Genomic DNA, 16,170 nt, shown 5'->3' with positions numbered 1-16,170 from the left:
CTGGAAGACTCGCCACCGTGACTCAGCGCATGATGCTCCTGGACACCGCAAGCCTGTACTTCCGCGCGTTCTTCGGGGTGCCCGACTCCGTGACCGCCCCGGACGGCACCCCGGTCAACGCCGTGCGGGGGTTGCTCGACTTCATCGCCAGGCTGGTCACGGACTACCGGCCCACACACCTGGCCTGCTGCTGGGACAACGACTGGCGTCCCCAGTGGCGCGTCGACCTGCTCCCGTCGTACAAGGCTCACCGGGTGGAGCAGGTGCTGACCGCCCCCAGGCCGGGCGGTGCGCACTTCGAGGAGGAGGTGCCCGACCCGCTGGAGGCACAGATCCCGGTGATCGAGGAGGTCCTCGAGGCGTTCGGGATCAGGGTCGTCGGCGCCGACGGCTACGAGGCCGACGACGTGATCGGCACCCTGGCCACGGATGCGGGGATGCCCGTGGACGTCGTCACCGGCGATCGCGACCTGTTCCAGCTCGTCGACGACGACGCCGCGGTGCGGGTCCTCTACACCGCTCGGGGCGTGGGCAAGCACGAGCAGGTCACCAACGCGGTGGTCCGCGAGAAGTACGGCATCGACGGTCGCCAGTACGCCGACTTCGCTGCCCTGCGCGGTGACCCGTCCGACGGCCTTCCCGGCGTGCCCGGGGTGGGGGAGAAGACCGCGGCCAGTCTGCTGCGCAGCTTCGGCGACCTCGACGGGATCCTTGCCGCTGCGCAGGATGCCGGCAGTGCCATGGCACCCGGACCGCGCCGGAAGATCAAGGACGCCGCGCAGTACCTGGCGGTGGCCCCCAAGGTGGTCGAGGTCGCCCGCGACCTCGACCTCGGACAGCCGGACCTGACCCTGCCGAGGACGCCAGTCGCACCGGACCGGCTCGTCGCGCTCAGCGAGCGATGGGGGCTGGGCGGGTCGGTGACCAGGCTGGTCGAGGCGCTCACCGTCACGGAGGAGCAGCGCTGATGGCGCCGGGACACGGGTTGGACGTCGTCGACGTGGTGCACACCTTCGGCGAGCGGCGGGCACTCGACGGAGTCAGCCTGAGCGTCACCCCGGGGGTGATCACCGGCCTGCTCGGCCCCAACGGTGCCGGCAAGACCACCCTCATGCGGGTGCTGCTCGGCGTGCTGACGCCCGACTCCGGAGAGGTCCGGTACGACGGTGCGCCGGTCGGCGAGGCTCACCGACAGCGATGGGGCTACATGCCGCAGGAGCGGGGCCTCTACCCGGCGATGCCGGCCGGCGAGCAGGTCGTGCACTTCGGCCGGTTGCACGGCCTGAGCAAGGCCGAGGCCACCGAGCGTGCGCGTGCGCTGCTGGAGGAGCTCGGGCTCGGCGACCGCTGGCCCGACCGCACCGACAAGCTCTCCGGCGGCATGCAGCAGCGGCTGCAGCTGGCCACCGCCCTGGTCCACGATCCCGACGTGGTCGTCCTGGACGAGCCGTTCAACGGCCTGGACCCGGTCGCCGTGGAGTCGCTCTCGCAGACCCTGCGGCTGCGCGCCGAGCGTGGTGCCACGGTGCTGTTCTCCAGCCACCAGATCGACCTCGTCCAGGACCTGTGCGAGGAGATCGCCATGGTCGACCGCGGCCGGACGGTGCTCAGTGGCGAGGTCGCCGACCTGCGCGCCTCCTCGGGGGAGCGCCAGCTGCGGCTGCACGTCTCCGGCGCCGACCCGCGGTGGTACGAGTCGGTGCCCGCAGTCACCCTGGTCAGCCAGGAGGCCGACGAGCTGCGGCTGGCGGTCCCCCCGGGCGTGGACCCGCTCGCCGTCCTCGACGCCGCGCGCGCTGCGGGCCGGGTCACCGACTTCGGTCTGGACCTGCCCACCCTCTCCCAGCTGTTCCTGGCCGCTGCCGGCCGGTCCGTCGAGCACGAGGAGGTCCGCTGATGCGCACGTGGTGGGAGGGCACCTGGCTGGTGGCCCTGCGCAGCCTCACCGAGCAGGTCCGCTCGCGCACCTTCAAGGTCGTCACCGGTCTGCTGTTGCTGCTCTCGATCGGCGGTGTGGTCGCACCCCAGCTGATCGGGGACGACGAGACGACGTACACCTTGGCGACAGTGGGGGAGGCGCCCACTGGGCTGGTGGCCGCGCTCGAGCAGGCGGAGAGCGGCGGGGACTTCACCGTCGAGTTCGTCGAACGCGAGGACCGCGCGGCGGTGCGCCGCACCGTCGCCGACGGCGACGCGACGGCAGGACTCGTCGGGGACAAGCTGTTCACCTTCAGCGAGGCCGACGGCACCTTCCCGGTGCTCGTGGCCCAGGCTGCGGTCGCCGTGGAGACCACCCGTCGGCTCAGCCAGGCGGGGCTCACCCCCGAGCAGATCCAGGGCCTGCAGAGCGTGCGGCCTCCCGAGCAGGTCTCGGTCGGACGGGTGGCCGACGAGGACCGCGCAGGCCTCGGCTTCCTCGTCGGGATCGTGCTCTACATCGCGATCACCTTCGCCGGCAACGCGATCTCCACGACCGTGGCCATGGAGAAGTCCACCCGGATCTCGGAGGTCCTGCTCGCGGTGCTGCGGCCGTCGCAGGCGCTCGTGGGCACCGTGCTCGCCGTCGGGATCGTGACCTTCGTGCAGCTGCTGGTGCTGGCCGTGCCGCTGGCGATCGGGGTCCGGGTCACCGACGCGATCGGACTCCCGGCGGTGGCCGCCGGCGACCTCGCACTCGCGGTGGCGTGGTTCGTCGTCGGCTTCACGCTCTACGCGTTCCTGTTCGCCGCCACCTCGGCGCTGGTCGACAAGGTCACCGAGGCCGCCTCGGCCGTGTTGCCGGTGATGATGCTGCTGATCGCCAGCTACATGCTGGCGGTGACCGTGGTCATGGAGGACCCCTCGAGCATCTGGAGCACGGCCGTGTCGATCTTCCCGTTCAGCGCGCCGGTGGCGATGCCGATCCGGTGGGCCGCCGGGCACGTCCCGACCTACCAGCTGTGGCTCGCGTTGGCGGTGACCGCGGTGACCGCCGTACTCCTCGCGCGCCTGGCCTCGGCGATGTACAGCAGGGCCCTGCTGATCACCGGCCGGCGGGCCAAGCTGCGCGAGGTGCTGAGGTAGGTCAGCCGATCGGCAGCAGCTTCTGCGCCTCCGCGGCCTCGCGCGACGCAGCCGCCTGCTTCTCGGCTTCGGCGGTGCCGTGGTCGTGGTGCTCGCGCCACCAGGCCTGGCCGGCCTCGGGCAGGGTGTGGATCGGGTCGTAGTACTGGTAGGTCCGGGTCAGCGCCTCGGGGTCGCTGGCCTCGATCGACGTGCGGTAGTTCTTGGTCCAGTGCGTGATGCCGAGCTCGCGGTCGTAGGACTCCATCTGGTGCACCCACCGCTTCCCGACGAACGGCACGTCGCAGACGATGCGCGGGGTCGCGAAGCCGGGCAGGTAGCCCATGATCGCGTGCTGCAGGGCCTGCGCCTCGGCGACCGAGACCCGCCAGTGCTCGCTGAACGGAATCATGTCGGCCATGTAGAAGTAGTAGGGCATGATCTGCGCGCCGTCGAGCAGCGTGAAGCTCAGGTCGAGCAGCGTGTGGGCGTCGGCGTTGACGCCGTTGAGCAGCACGCCCTGGTTGCGCACGTCGCGGATGCCGGTGTCGAGCATCGCCTTGGCAGCCTTGGCCACCAGCGGGGTGACCGAGTTGGCGTGGTTGACGTGGGTGTGGATCGCGATCGAAACGCCCCGGTCGCGCGCGGTGCGGGCGAGACGCTCCATGCCGGCGCGGACGTCGTCCTGGAGCCAGTGGTGCGGCAGGCCCATCAGCGCCTTGGTGGCGAGGCGGATGTCGCGGATGTTCTCGATCTCGAGCAGCTTGGTGACGAAGTCCTCCAGGCGAGCCCAGGGCAGGTTCGCCACGTCACCGCCGGAGACGACCACGTCGCGCACGGTGGGGGTGGTCCGGAGGTAGTCGATCATCGCCGCGTGGCGGTCGACCGGCTTCCCGAGGAACTTGAGCTTGTCGACCACCGGGGTCGAGTTGCCCACGAGGTCCATCCGGGTGCAGTGGCCGCAGTACTGAGGGCAGGTCGGCAGCAGCTCGGCGAGCACCTTGGTGGGGTAGCGGTGGGTGAGTCCCTCGGCGACCCACATGTCGTGCTCGTGCAGGGAGTCCCGGGTCGCGTGCGGGTGGGAGGGCCAGTCGGTACGTCGGTCGGAGAAGACCGGCAGCATGTAACGACGCACGGGGTCGGCGTACATCGCCTCGGTCAGCGAGCCGGGGCCGGACGGCTCGTCGTGACGCATCATCGTGTTCATCATCTGCGGGGTCACGAGCATCGACATCGTGGCTCGCTCGGCCTGGTCCCGCTCGAGGTCGGCGTAGAACCGCTCGTCGACGAGGTCGCCGAGCAGGTCCCGCAGCTGCTTGACGTTCTTCACGCAGTGGGCGCGCTGCCACTGCACGGACTCCCACTCCTGGACCGTGACGTCCTTCCAGCCCGGGAACCGGGTCCAGTCGGGCTCGACGAGCTCCACCTGGCGGTAGACGTAGGGCTGGCCGTCGGCCGTCTGGTTGGTGGTCATCGCACTCCGGTCCTCATCGATCGCAGTTGGGCTTGCCTGGGCGCGTCCGGTTGGCGTCCGTCCGCTCTGCATGTCAGAGTACGCAAAGAATCTCTTGTCAGACAACTGACACACCGCAAGATTTGTAGACTGCGGGTGCGACGGAAGGACGATTCGGCGTGAGCGAGGCGACGCAGGTGGGGGCCCGACGGAGCGACCCGACCGGGCTGCACCGCGTGATCGAGCCTGCCGGGGTGCTCCCGCAGGCGGCGATCCGGCTCGACACCCGCCGCGAGCTCTGGCCCGACGAGGTCCGGATCCGCGTGGAGCGGCTCAACCTCGACGCTGCGTCGTTCCGCCAGCTCGAGCGCAAGCACACGCGCGAGGACGGCACGGCCGACGGGGACGCGGTCCGTCAGGAGGTGCTGGACATCGTGGCGACGCGGGGCAAGATGCAGAACCCCGAGACCGGGTCGGGCGGGATGCTGGTCGGCACGGTCGAGGAGGTGGGGGAGGAGTCGCCGCTCGGCCTGTCGGTCGGTGACCGGGTGACCACGCTGGTCTCGCTCACGCTGACCCCGCTGGTGATCGAGGACGGCCTGGCGCGGTGGGACGGCCACAGCGAGCAGGTGCCCGCAGACGGTTACGCGATCCTGTTCGGCCGCTCCATCGCCGCCCGCATCCCCGACGACCTTCCCAGCGAGCTCTCCCTGGCCGTCATGGACGTCTGCGGTGCGCCCGCGCTGACCGCGCGGGTGGTGGGGGAGTACGTCTCGACGGGCTCGACGACCGGGGGTGGGTCGACGACCGGGGGCGGGCCGACGGTGTGCGTCATCGGCGGCGCCGGGAAGTCCGGGTCCCTGTCCCTGGTGGCCGCCAAGCAGGCCGGAGCAGCACGCACGATCGGCATCGTCCCGACCGAGGCGGAGGCGGCTCTGCTGGAGGCGGCCGGGATCGCCGACGCGGTCGCGATCGCCGACGCGCGTGACCCGGTTGCGCTGTCCCGGGCGGTCGCGTCGGCGGGCGGCCCGGCCGACGTCACGGTGGTCTGCGTCGACGTGCCCGGCTGCGAGGGAGGGGCGATCCTGTCCACCGCCGACAAGGGCACCGTCGTCTTCTTCTCGATGGCGACCTCGTTCAGCGCCGCCGCACTCGGTGCCGAAGGGCTCGCCGCCGACGTGACCATGCTCGTCGGCAACGGCTACGTCCCGGGTCACGCCGACTACGCCATGTCGCTTGTGCGCGGGAGCACCGGGGTCCGAGGCCTCTTCGAGCGCCGGCTGTGAGAATGACGGCATGACTCGGATCCTGTTCCGCGGAGGCTACGTCCACACCCCCGCCGACCCCCACGCGACCGCACTCTGCATCGAGGACGGGCAGATCGTGTGGACCGGTGACGACGACGCCTCGGCGCACTTCGCCGACAACGCCGACCGAATCGTCGACCTCGAGGGCAGGCTGGTCGCCCCGGCGTTCGTCGACGCCCACGTGCACCTGTCGCAGACCGGCATGGTGTCCGTCGGGGTCGACTTCACCGACGTCCACAGCCTGGCCGAGGCCCTCGACCTCCTCGCGCAGCACGCCCGGACCTCCAGCTTCCCGGTGGTGCTCGGCCTCAACTGGGACGAGACCGGCTGGCCCGAGGGCCGCCCGTTCACCCGCGAGGAGGTGGACCGTGCCGTCGGCGACAAGGCGGCCTACCTCGCCCGAGTCGACGCCCACTCGGCTGTGGTCTCGACCCGTTTCGTCGACGCCCTGCCCTCCCTGACCGGCACCGAGGGCTGGCGCACCGACGGTCTGGTGGCGCGACAGGCCAACATCGTGGCCCGCGAAGCGGTGTTCGAGATGGTCCCGGACTCGGCCCAGGAGGATGCGATCGCCCGCGCGCTCGGCGACGCCGCCCGGGTCGGGATCGGCATGGTCCACGAAATGGGCGCGCCCGGGGACTCCCCGGCCGAGGACTTCGTCCGGATCGACAAGGTGCGCACGCGCGGCGTCATGCCCGAAGTGGTCGGCTACTGGGGCCGGCTCGACGGGGTCGAGCAGGCACGAGCCCTGGGCTGCGTCGGCGCTGCGGGCGACCTGTGTGCCGACGGAGCGGTGGGATCCCGTACGGCGGCCCTGCACGCGCCGTACGCCGACGCCGACACCCGCGGCCATCTGTACCTCGACGCCGAGCAGGTGCATCGCCATGTGGTGGCCTGCACTCGCGCCGGGCTCCAGGCCGGGTTCCACGTCATCGGCGACCGGGCCGTCGCCGAGGTGGTCGCCGGCTTCCGGGCAGCCGCGCAGGAGCTGGGAGTCAACGCGATCGTGCGCGGGCGGCACCGTCTGGAGCACGTCGAGATGGTCACGCCCGAGGACATGGCCACCCTCGCCGAGCTCGGGATCACCGCGAGCATGCAGCCGATGTTCGACGGCCTGTGGGGCGGGGAGGAATCCCTCTACGCCCAGCGTCTCGGTGCCGAGCGGGCTCGGCCGATGAACGCCTTCTCCTCCCTGAACCGGGCCGGCGTGCCGCTGGCGTTCGGCTCCGACACCCCCGTGACCCGGTTCGACCCGTGGGCGGCGGTGCGCGCCGCGGCTCACCACCACAACCCCGACGAGCGGCTCACCGTCCGCGCGGCCTTCAACGCGCACACCCGCGGCGGGTGGCGAGCGGCTCGCCGCGACGAGGGAGGCGTCATCGCCGTGGGCGCACCCGCCAGCCTGGCCGTGTGGGACGCCCCGAGCGACCTCGTCGTGCAGACCCCTGACGAGCGCGTCGCCGCCTGGTCGACCGACCCGCGCGCCGGCGTACCCCACCTCCCCGACCTGCACCCCGACACCGACCTACCCACCTGCCTGATGACGGTCGTGGCGGGGCAGGTCGCCTACGAAGAACCAGGAGCACTCACGTGACCACAAGACGTCAGGTCTCGACGAGCTCGACCAGCGGGAGGGGCAAGCTCGACCTGGACCCGGTGACCGTCCGCAAGGCGCGGTCGCTGGCCCGCAAGGTCGGCCGGCCCATCGTCGACCTGGCCAAGCAGCACACCACCGTCTCGGTGGAACGCGCGACGCTGCGGCTCGCCGGTCTGCAGGGGGCGGACGCCGACGGCATCCCGTGGGCGAACCGGCTGCTCGACGCGGTGCGAGGCGACGTGGGCATCGAACACGGCGTGGCACTGCCGGTCTGGGACGCGCTGGTGCGCGGCGACGCCGACGACCTCACCGTGCTCGCGCAGAAGGCGGCGGCCGGGTCGGTGCGGTTCCGGCTGCCCGAAGGCAGGGACCTGACCCGGGCCCGGTCGGCATCCCGCAAGCAGGTGGGCGCGGGACTCAAGCGGGTCGACGCCCGGCGTCGTGAGCGCGAACGGCTCGTCAAGCGCTGGGGCGACCCGGCGCAGAAGCCGTGGATCTACCTGATCGTGGCCACCGGCGACATCTACGAGGACATCCCGCAGGCGCAACAGGCTGCTCGTGAGGGTGCCGACGTGATCGCGGTGATCCGCTCGACCGGTCAGTCGCTGCTCGACTACGTGCCCGAGGGGGCGACGCGCGAGGGGTTCGCCGGCACCTACGCCACGCAGGAGAACTTCCGGCTGATGCGGGCCGCGCTCGACGAGTCCAGCGCCGAGCTGGGGCGTTACGTCCGGCTCACCAACTACGCCTCGGGCCTCTGCATGCCCGAGATCGCCGCGCTCGCCGGCCTCGAGCGGCTCGACATGATGCTCAACGACTCGATGTACGGGATCCTGTTCCGCGACATCAACCCCGTGCGCACCTTCGTCGACCAGCGGTTCAGCAGGCAGGTGCACGCCCGCGCCGGGATCATCATCAACACCGGCGAGGACAACTACCTCACCACCGCGGACGCGGTCGAGGCCGCGCACACGGTGACCACCTCACAGCTCCTCAACGAGTACTTCGCCAAGGAGGCCGGCCTCGAGGACTGGCAGCTCGGGCTCGGCCACGCCTTCGAGATCGACCCGGAGATCCCCGACAGCTTCCGGATGGAGCTGGCGCACGCCCTGCTGGCCCGGGAGCTGTTCCCCGACGCACCGTTGAAGTGGATGCCGCCCACCCGGCACATGACCGGCGACATCTTCCGGGGTTACCTGCTCGACGGTTTCTTCAACCTGGCCGGCGCACTGACCGGTCAGGGCATCCTGCTGGTGGGGATGATGACCGAGGCCGTGGTGACCCCGTGGCTGTCCGACCGGGACCTCGCCCTGCAGAACGTCCGCTACGTGCTGAACGCGGCCGGCCGGCTGCAGGAGGACTTCCGCCCCGCGCCGGACGGGTTCATCGCCGAGCGGGCGCGTCAGGTGCTCGGGGAGAGCATCGACCTGCTCGAACGGATCGTCGCGCACGAGGGCAGGCACGGCCTCCTCGAGGCGATCGCCGACGGCACGTTCGGGCTGATGAAGCGGCCGGCCGACTCCGGTCGCGGCCTCGACGGGGTGGCCAAGAAGGCGGCGGAGTACTTCAACCCGGCCACCGAGATCCTGGAGGGGGAGCGATGAGCATCCTGCGTCCGTACGGCGACACCACCGGCGACGGGATGGTGCAGGTGTCCTTCACCCTCCCGATGCCGCACTCCAAGACCGCCGAGGGCGCGGCCGCCCAGCTGGCGAACAAGATGGGCATCGACCCGGCGATGGTCGTGCACGCCAAACCGATGGGCCCCGACTTCACGTTCTTCGTGGTGTACGGCCGGGTCAACCACCTCGTCGACACCTCGAAGGTCACCGTCGTCGAGCGCGACTACCCGTTGTTGACCCCCAAGGAGGTCAATCTCGCGATCAAGCGGGGACTGCGGCGCAAGCTGGTCGTCGTCGGCGGCTGCATCGGCACCGACGCGCACACCGTCGGCATCGACGCGATCATGAACATCAAGGGCTTCGCCGGTGAGAAGGGCCTGGAGTACTACGGCGAGATCAAGGTGGTCAACCTCGGCGCCCAGGTGTCGGTGCCCCAGCTGGTCGCCCGTGCGCAGGAGGAGGGCGCCGACGCGGTCCTTGTCTCCCAGGTCGTCACCCAGCGCGACGCGCACCTGCTCAACACCAAGGAGATGTCCGCCGCCTTCCGTGAGGCGTACCCGGCAGCCAAGCGGCCGCTGCTGATCGCGGGCGGTCCGCGTTTCGACGAGTCGATGGCCGACGAGCTCGGCGTGGACCGGGTCTTCGCCCGGGGCACCACCCCCGGTGAGGTGGCCAGCTACCTGACCGAGATGATCGTGACCAGGCGTGCCGAGCGCGCGAAGGCAGGAGTGTGAGATGGACCAGGACCCCCGACTCGGTCTCGTGGTGACCCACCGGCGCTACGTGTCCTACTCGCACGCGCACTACGCCGGCAACCTCGTCGACGGTGCCTACTCGCTGGGGCTCTTCGGCGACGTGGCCACCGAGGTGTGCATCCGCACCGACGGTGACGAAGGTCTGTTCGCCTCCTACTCCGACGTCCAGTTCCGGGCCCCGGTGCGGGCCGGCGACGTGGTCGAGGTGCGCGCGGAGGTGGTGCGGGTCGGCACCCGGTCGCGCACGATCGACTTCAGCGCGACGGTGATCGCGCGCGGACGGCCCGACCTGTCGGAGTCCGCAGCGCGCATCCTCGACGAGCCGATCGTGGCCACGACGGCGACCGGGACGGTCGTCGTACCCGAGAGCGGCGGCGTGTCGGGAGACGACACGCCGTCGCGGTAAAAATTGCGTCACGGATCCCCTTGCCCAAGGACCCCTCTGACCTGCGGTTTCGTGCGTTTGTGCTGGTCAGCGCGATGTTGACAGACGCCGTCTTCCTGACCAGAGTCTCCGGTGGTCCTGCCAAGCAGGCCGTGCTCGCGCACTGACGTCCAGGTGACCACGTGACCAGGTCGGGTACCACGAACCTGGGGCACGCTGTTCCCGGAGGTCGGTGGCGCGCACACGGGGCAAGGACTCGCGAGGGAGCCGGCATCCAGTAGACAACGGACCCGTGGCCCGCAGCCAGCGGGTACAGGTTCGGTCCGAAGGGTCCGGCCCCCTCGTGCTTTCCGCCGACAGGTAGTTTTGACGCCATGCCACTGCTCGTCCGTCTCGCGCTGGCCGGGACCGCCGGCGTCGCGGTGGCGGTCTCCTTCGAGCCGTTCGCGCTGGTCTGGCTGCTGCCGCTCGGCGTCGCGGGACTCAGCCTGCTGCTGCGCGGTGCAACGCCCCGTGACGGGGCGGTGGCCGGTGCCGTGTTCGGCTCGGCGTTCATGCTGGTGCTGCTGCCATGGCTGCAGGTGATCGGCGTGGATGCCTGGATCGCGCTGTCCCTGCTCGAGGGCGTCTTCTACGCGCTGCTGGGCGTCGGAGCGGTGCTGGTCCAGCGGTTCGCGTGGTGGCCGCTGTGGACGGCCATGCTGTGGGTGGCCGTGGAAGCACTCCGGTCCAGCTTCCCGTTCGGAGGCTTCCCGTGGGGGCGCCTCTCGTTCGCCACCGTAGACACTCCCGCGGCCGGACTGTTCGCCTACGTCGGGGCTCCCGGTACGACGTTCGTGGTGGCGCTGCTCGGCACCACCCTGGCCTGGGCGGTGCTCGAGGCCCGGCGTACGCCGGTGCGCGGGATCGCCGCCGTCGCGGTCCCCGTGCTGCTGGCCTCCTCCGGCACCGCGTTCGCGCCCTGGGAGCCGGCAGCGGACCAAGAACCGACGGACGTGGTCTCCGTGGCGGCCGTCCAGGGCAACGTGCCGGGGGAGGGGATGGACGCGTTCGCCGAGCGGCGGGTCGTGCTCGAGAACCACGTCCAGGCCACTCACGACCTGGCCGCCCGGATCGAGGCCGGCGAGGTCGCCCGACCGGACCTGGTGGTGTGGCCGGAGAACTCCACCGACATCGACCCGTTCGCGGACCCGACGGTGCACGCGGACATCCAGGGCGCCGTCGACGCCGTCGGGGTTCCGGTGCTCGTCGGCGCGATGGTCAGCGGTGAGGAGCCCGGTGACGTGCTCAACCAGGGCATCGTGTGGACGCCGGGAGGTGGGCCGCAGCAGAGCTACTCCAAGACGCACCCGGTGCCGTTCGGCGAGTACATCCCCTTCCGCGACCTGCTGGCCCCGATGATCAAGCGCCTCGACCAGATCCCGCGGGACATGGTCCCCGGCACCGAGCCCGGCCTGCTGACCATGGGTGACACCACGGTCGGCGACGTGATCTGTTTCGAGGTCGCCTACGACGAGCTGCTGCACGACGTCGTCGACGGCGGCGCGGAGCTGGTCGTCGTGCAGACCAACAACGCCACCTACATGGGCACCGGCCAGATCGAGCAGCAGTTCGCCATCTCCCGGCTTCGTGCGATCGAGACCAACCGCTACGTCGTGGTGGCGGCCACCAACGGCGTCTCAGGGGTGATCGGCCCGGACGGTCAGGTCGTGGAGAGGGCCCCGGTCAGGGAGCAGTCGGTGCTCATGCGGTCGCTGCCGATCTACGGCGGACAGACCCCGGCCGTGCGGTGGGCACCTGTCGTCGAGCTGTTGTTCACCCTCGGTGCAGTCGTTTCGGTGCTCGTCGCCCTCGCCGTGAACTATCGTCTGCGCCGGGCCGCACGCGACACCGACGCGACGCGCAGCCCGGACACGGTGACCGCGGGAGCAGGAGAGGCATGACGACCCTGGGGCGAGTGGTGATCGTCGTGCCGACCTACAACGAGGCGGCGAACATCGAGTGGATCGTCCGGCGGGTACGCCGGTCGGTGCCCGACGCCGACGTCCTGGTCGTCGACGACGGCTCCCCGGACGGCACCGGAGAGCTCGCGGAAGCCATGGCTGCCACGGATTCGCATGTCTCGGTCGTGCACCGGACGGCCAAGCAGGGTCTGGGCGCGGCGTACCTGCACGGGTTCCGGGTCGCCCTGGAGCGCGGCTACGACGTGATCGGGGAGATGGACGCCGACGGCTCGCACCAGCCGGAGCAGCTGCCGCGACTCCTCGCCGCGCTGGAGGACGCCGACCTGGTGCTGGGCTCGCGCTGGGTGCCCGGTGGGTCGGTGGTGAACTGGCCGTGGACCCGGATGGCGCTCTCGCGCGGCGGCAACCTCTACACCCGGATGCTGCTCGGCATCCCGGTGCGCGACGCCACCGGAGGCTTCCGGCTGTTCCGGCGCACGACGCTGGAGAAGATCGACCTCGACGGAGTGCGGTCGGTGGGCTACTGCTTCCAGGCCGACCTGGCCTGGCGGACCGTCGAGGCCGGCCTGCGAGTGCGCGAGGTGCCCATCGAGTTCATCGAGCGGCTCCGCGGGGAGTCGAAGATGAACCGGGACGTGGCGGTCGAGTCCCTGCTCCGGATCACCCGGTGGGGGTTGTCGGAACGGCGGCGCCAGGTGCGCGACGTACTCTCGAAGGTGTCCGCCCGCCACAACCGGAGGTAGCCGCCGTGACCCGCCGAGTCCCCTGGGGCGTCCTCGCCGTGCTGTTCGTGCTGGTGCCGCTGCTGGAGATCTACCTGGTCATCCAGGCGGGGCAGGCGATCGGCGTCGGCTGGACCGTGCTCATCCTGGTGGCCGACAGCCTGCTCGGCGCGGTGCTGCTCAAGCGTGAGGGAGCCGCCGCGTGGCGGGCGCTCCGGGAGGCGCTGGCGTCGTACCGGATGCCGGCCCGCGAGCTCGCCGACGGTGCGCTCGTCCTCGTCGGCGGCACGCTGCTGCTGACCCCCGGGTTCGTCACGGACGCCTTCGGCTTCTTCTTCATCCTGCCGTTCACCCGCCCTTTGGCGCGGCGCGCGCTGACCGGGCTGATCACGCGACGGTTCCTCGGTGGCCCGGCGGGGCCGGCGACCCGGGCCCGGACGCACGAACGCCCCGGACACGTGGTCCAGGGCGACGTGGTCGAGCCGTGAGGCGCGGAGGCCTCAGGCGGTCTTCTTCGACTTCGACTTGCGCGTCCGGTGCAGGTGGGCGGGGCCGATCTCGCCGCCGCGCAGCAGCTCCAGGCGCTCGCTGAGGATGTCCTCGAGCTCCTTGATCGAGCGGCGCTCGAGCAGCATGTCCCAGTGGGTGCGGGCCGGCTTCTCGACCCGGGCCTCCGGCTCGATGCCGCTGGTGCTCAGTGCCTCCGCGCCGCAGCGCGGGCACTCCCACACCGCGGGCACCTCGGCCTCGACCGACATGGTGATCTCGAACTCGTGTCCCTGCGGGCACCGGTAACCCGCCTGCTGGCGAGCGGCGAACTCGATGCCGCGCTCGTCCTCAAAGCTCTGGCCCCCGAGTCGGGCGCCGCGCAGAGTGCGTTCTCCCATCGAGCCACCTCCTGATGTCTTTACTCCCCGTGCAAAACCGTTCATCGACCCAACGAACGAAGGGCTCCCGGGATTCCCGGAGCGTGGCCCTCGTCCTGTGGTCCTTCACACCTTCGTACCCCTCCGTTGCCGGGATACACGTGGCGGCTGACCGGGCGTGCCCGAGGTCACGGCAGCCGCTGTCCCTGTCTCCAGCATCCTCCGCGCCGGCCCGGTCCGCCAGTGGCCGGCGGCGTCGCTCAGATCACCGACGGCGTCTCGTTGCCGGCCTCGCGGATGCCCCGCACGGTGTCGACCTTGAGCAGCAGCAGCCCACCGACCAAGAAGAACCCGATCAGCGCGAAGATCGCCGGTCGGTAGGAGTCGGTGAGCTGGTAGACCAGACCGAATACCAACGTCCCGAACCAGCTCGTCCCGCGCTCCATGGCGTGGTAGAAGCTGAAGTACTCCGCCTCGCGGCCGCGGGGGATGAGCAGGCTGAAGTAGGAGCGGGAGAGCGCCTGGGTGCCGCCCAGCACGATGCCGATGGCCACCGCGAGCCCGAGGAAGGCGACGAACTGCTGCTCGGGCACGAACAACGCCGCGGTGACGATCCCCATCCAGATCACGAGCCCGATGAGGATCACCCGCTTGGCGCCGAACCGTTCCGCCGCCCGGCCGAACGCCAGGGCGCCGAAGACGGCCACGAACTGGACGACCAGGTACGTCGCCAGCACGGTGCCGGTCTCGAAGCCGAGCTCCTCGATGCCGTAGGTCGAGGCCGAGGCGATCACGGTCTGGATGCCGTCGTTGAAGAACAGGTAGGCGACCAGGAAGGTCAGCGCCACCGGGTAGGTGCGCAGCTCCTTCAGCGTCGCCCACAGCTGGCCGAAGCTCTGGGCGACCAACCCGCCGCCGTCGGGTACGACGTGCTGGGGCGGGTGGTTGCGCAGGCCGCGGAACGGGATGAACGTGAACGCCGCCCACCACACCGCCGCCGACAGCATGCTGATCCGCACCGCAAGGCCCTCGGTGATGCCGACGGACTCGTGGAAGGTGACGAGCAGGAAGTTCGCCGCGAGCAGCAGCCCGCCGCCGGCGTAGCCGTAGGCCCAGCCGCGTGAGGAGACCCGGTCGCGCTCCTCCTCGGTGGAGATCAACGGCAGCAGCGAGTCGTTGAACACCGCCGCGGCGCCGAAGAGCAGGTTGGCGAGGATGAACGAGACCACGCCGAGCTGCCAGTTGTCGCCCTCGACGAAGAACAGCAGCGCGGCCGCGGCCGCACCGGCCCAGGCGAACCCGGCCAGCAGGTCCTTCTTGCGCGAGGTGCGGTCGGCGACGGCGCCCAGGAACGGGAGCAGCACCGCGGACAGCACGGTGGAGGCCGTGATGGTGTACGACGGCAGCGCGCCAGGGGCGATAGAGAGCCCGAGGAGGTCGATCCGGTTGTCGACCGCGGCCTCCTTGGCGATCGCGATCAGGTACGGCGCGAACAGCACCCCGGCGATCGTCGTGCTGAAGGCGGAGTTGGCCCAGTCGTAGAAGTACCAGGCCCGCTGCTCCTTCTGACGAGCCAGTGGGCTCAGGTCGGCGATGCCCACCGGGCCGGCGCTGCCGTGAGGCGTGCTCTCGCTCATCGGGGTGCTCCCATCCATTGGCCACGGGCGACGAGCACGTCGCGCAGCAGGTCGGTCCGGTCGGTCATCAGGCCGTCGACGCCGAGGTCGAGCAGCTCGTCCATCTGGTGCGGGTCGTCGACGGTCCACACGTGCACGTGCAACCCCAGCGCGTGGGCCCGACGGAGCAGCCCGGGCGTGACCACGGTGAGGCCCTTGTGGCGGTGCGGCACCTGGAGCGCGGAGGCGCCGCGTCGGATCGCGAGCTCGAGGAGTCGCGCGACCGGCAGCATCCGGTAGGCAACGACCTCGAACGGACCGGCGGCGGTGGCCACCTTGCCGCCGACCAGCCGCCGGAACTCCGTGATCCGACGCTGCGAGAACGACCCGACGCACACGCGGTCGTAGGCGCCGGTCGCCCGCACCAGGTCCGCGAGCGGCTGGACTGCCGCCGGTGACTTGATGTCGATGTTGAACCTGACCTCGGGGAACTCCTCGAGCAGCGAGGCCATCGTCGGGATCTGCTCGCGGCCGCCGATGAGGGCCCGGCCGACCTCGGCGGAGGTCAGCTCCGCCACCGTCCCGGTGTGCTCGGTGACCCGGTCGAGCGCGGTGTCGTGGAACGCGAACAGGCCACCGTCCCTCGTCGCGTGCACGTCGGTCTCGAGGTAGTGGTACCCGAGGTCCACCGCGTGCCGGAACGCGGCGAGCGTGTTCTCCAGGCCCTCGATCTCGGGGTGGTAGGCACCGCCCCGGTGCGCGAACGCCAGCACCGCGCCGGGGTGGTCGCAGACCGCGTCGAGATAGGGGAAGCCGGTGCGCGGTCGGGTCACGGGAGAAG

15 protein-coding genes are annotated in these 16,170 nt (G+C 70.9%); 11 read left to right on the top strand and 4 right to left on the bottom strand.

Features of this window, described 5'->3' with window-relative positions; translation table 11 throughout:
- The first annotated feature begins 32 nt into the window (after window positions 1–32).
- From ACYVIH_RS09935 to ACYVIH_RS09925, 3 genes are read left to right on the top strand one after another with little or no spacing between them, the layout of a single operon-like run.
- The gene (locus tag ACYVIH_RS09935) at window positions 33–968 is read left to right on the top strand and encodes a 5'-3' exonuclease (protein WP_460869157.1); all 936 of its coding nucleotides are present in this window, start codon (window positions 33–35) and stop codon (window positions 966–968) included.
- Window positions 968–1,897, top strand: a complete 930-nt coding sequence (locus ACYVIH_RS09930) for an ABC transporter ATP-binding protein (RefSeq protein ID WP_460868764.1) — start codon at window positions 968–970, stop codon at window positions 1,895–1,897. The genes ACYVIH_RS09935 and ACYVIH_RS09930 overlap by 1 nt, the downstream gene beginning before the upstream one ends.
- Window positions 1,897–3,063: an ABC transporter permease gene (locus tag ACYVIH_RS09925; RefSeq protein ID WP_460868762.1), complete on the top strand. Its 1,167-nt coding sequence runs from the start codon at window positions 1,897–1,899 to the stop codon at window positions 3,061–3,063. Before ACYVIH_RS09930 ends, ACYVIH_RS09925 begins: the two co-directional genes overlap by 1 nt.
- Window position 3,064: 1 nt before the next feature.
- Here the strand turns inward: ACYVIH_RS09925 and ACYVIH_RS09920 are convergent, their stop codons facing one another.
- Complete coding sequence (locus tag ACYVIH_RS09920) at window positions 3,065–4,516, bottom strand: KamA family radical SAM protein (RefSeq protein ID WP_460868760.1); 1,452 nt, start codon at window positions 4,514–4,516, stop codon at window positions 3,065–3,067.
- 158 nt (window positions 4,517–4,674) lie between these two features.
- Here ACYVIH_RS09920 and kdd point away from each other — a divergent pair, with 158 nt between their 5' ends.
- The 8 genes from kdd (at window position 4,675) to ACYVIH_RS09880 (ending at window position 13,335) form a co-directional block, all read left to right on the top strand.
- Window positions 4,675–5,781 carry an L-erythro-3,5-diaminohexanoate dehydrogenase gene (gene kdd, locus ACYVIH_RS09915; protein WP_460868758.1) on the top strand — a complete coding sequence of 369 codons (1,107 nt, stop codon included), beginning with the start codon at window positions 4,675–4,677 and terminating at the stop codon, window positions 5,779–5,781.
- Between the two features lie 10 nt (window positions 5,782–5,791).
- Window positions 5,792–7,396: an amidohydrolase gene (locus ACYVIH_RS09910; protein WP_460868756.1), complete on the top strand. Its 1,605-nt coding sequence runs from the start codon at window positions 5,792–5,794 to the stop codon at window positions 7,394–7,396.
- Window positions 7,393–9,003: a lysine 5,6-aminomutase subunit alpha gene (kamD, locus tag ACYVIH_RS09905; RefSeq protein ID WP_460868754.1), complete on the top strand. Its 1,611-nt coding sequence runs from the start codon at window positions 7,393–7,395 to the stop codon at window positions 9,001–9,003. The genes ACYVIH_RS09910 and kamD overlap by 4 nt, the downstream gene beginning before the upstream one ends.
- Window positions 9,000–9,755, top strand: coding sequence for a lysine 5,6-aminomutase subunit beta (gene kamE, locus ACYVIH_RS09900; RefSeq protein ID WP_460868752.1), 756 nt, complete (start codon window positions 9,000–9,002; stop codon window positions 9,753–9,755). The genes kamD and kamE overlap by 4 nt, the downstream gene beginning before the upstream one ends.
- Before the next feature lies 1 nt (window position 9,756).
- Window positions 9,757–10,182 carry a 3-aminobutyryl-CoA ammonia lyase gene (kal, locus tag ACYVIH_RS09895; protein WP_460868750.1) on the top strand — a complete coding sequence of 142 codons (426 nt, stop codon included), beginning with the start codon at window positions 9,757–9,759 and terminating at the stop codon, window positions 10,180–10,182.
- A 353-nt stretch (window positions 10,183–10,535) separates the two neighbouring features.
- Window positions 10,536–12,104, top strand: coding sequence for an apolipoprotein N-acyltransferase (lnt, locus tag ACYVIH_RS09890; protein ID WP_460868747.1), 1,569 nt, complete (start codon window positions 10,536–10,538; stop codon window positions 12,102–12,104).
- The gene (locus tag ACYVIH_RS09885; protein ID WP_460868745.1) at window positions 12,101–12,868 is read left to right on the top strand and encodes a polyprenol monophosphomannose synthase; all 768 of its coding nucleotides are present in this window, start codon (window positions 12,101–12,103) and stop codon (window positions 12,866–12,868) included. Before lnt ends, ACYVIH_RS09885 begins: the two co-directional genes overlap by 4 nt.
- A 5-nt stretch (window positions 12,869–12,873) precedes the next feature.
- The gene (locus ACYVIH_RS09880) at window positions 12,874–13,335 is read left to right on the top strand and encodes an FxsA family protein (protein ID WP_460868743.1); all 462 of its coding nucleotides are present in this window, start codon (window positions 12,874–12,876) and stop codon (window positions 13,333–13,335) included.
- 12 nt (window positions 13,336–13,347) lie between these two features.
- On the opposite strand, the gene ACYVIH_RS09875 is transcribed toward ACYVIH_RS09880, so the two are convergent.
- From ACYVIH_RS09875 to ACYVIH_RS09865, 3 genes are all read right to left on the bottom strand, one after another.
- The gene (locus tag ACYVIH_RS09875) at window positions 13,348–13,734 is read right to left on the bottom strand and encodes an RNA polymerase-binding protein RbpA (RefSeq protein WP_460868741.1); all 387 of its coding nucleotides are present in this window, start codon (window positions 13,732–13,734) and stop codon (window positions 13,348–13,350) included.
- Between the two features lie 239 nt (window positions 13,735–13,973).
- Entirely contained in the window at window positions 13,974–15,350 is a 1,377-nt protein-coding gene (locus ACYVIH_RS09870) for an MFS transporter (RefSeq protein WP_460868739.1), read from the bottom strand.
- Complete coding sequence (locus ACYVIH_RS09865) at window positions 15,347–16,162, bottom strand: glycerophosphodiester phosphodiesterase (protein WP_460868737.1); 816 nt, start codon at window positions 16,160–16,162, stop codon at window positions 15,347–15,349. Before ACYVIH_RS09865 ends, ACYVIH_RS09870 begins: the two co-directional genes overlap by 4 nt.
- Between the last annotated feature and the right edge of the window lie 8 nt (window positions 16,163–16,170).

The organism is Nocardioides pakistanensis, from assembly GCF_054781215.1.
This window is presented reverse-complemented; position numbering and strand designations above follow the sequence as displayed.

Coding starts and splice junctions, on each gene's coding strand:
- ACYVIH_RS09935 (WP_460869157.1), top strand. CDS start 33: ATGCTCCTGGACACCGCAAGCCTGTACTTCCGCGCGTTCTTCGGGGTG.
- ACYVIH_RS09875 (WP_460868741.1), bottom strand. CDS start 13,734: ATGGGAGAACGCACTCTGCGCGGCGCCCGACTCGGGGGCCAGAGCTTT.
- kamE (WP_460868752.1), top strand. CDS start 9,000: ATGAGCATCCTGCGTCCGTACGGCGACACCACCGGCGACGGGATGGTG.
- lnt (WP_460868747.1), top strand. CDS start 10,536: ATGCCACTGCTCGTCCGTCTCGCGCTGGCCGGGACCGCCGGCGTCGCG.
- ACYVIH_RS09920 (WP_460868760.1), bottom strand. CDS start 4,516: ATGACCACCAACCAGACGGCCGACGGCCAGCCCTACGTCTACCGCCAG.
- ACYVIH_RS09930 (WP_460868764.1), top strand. CDS start 968: ATGGCGCCGGGACACGGGTTGGACGTCGTCGACGTGGTGCACACCTTC.
- ACYVIH_RS09910 (WP_460868756.1), top strand. CDS start 5,792: ATGACTCGGATCCTGTTCCGCGGAGGCTACGTCCACACCCCCGCCGAC.
- ACYVIH_RS09925 (WP_460868762.1), top strand. CDS start 1,897: ATGCGCACGTGGTGGGAGGGCACCTGGCTGGTGGCCCTGCGCAGCCTC.
- ACYVIH_RS09885 (WP_460868745.1), top strand. CDS start 12,101: ATGACGACCCTGGGGCGAGTGGTGATCGTCGTGCCGACCTACAACGAG.
- kal (WP_460868750.1), top strand. CDS start 9,757: ATGGACCAGGACCCCCGACTCGGTCTCGTGGTGACCCACCGGCGCTAC.
- ACYVIH_RS09870 (WP_460868739.1), bottom strand. CDS start 15,350: ATGAGCGAGAGCACGCCTCACGGCAGCGCCGGCCCGGTGGGCATCGCC.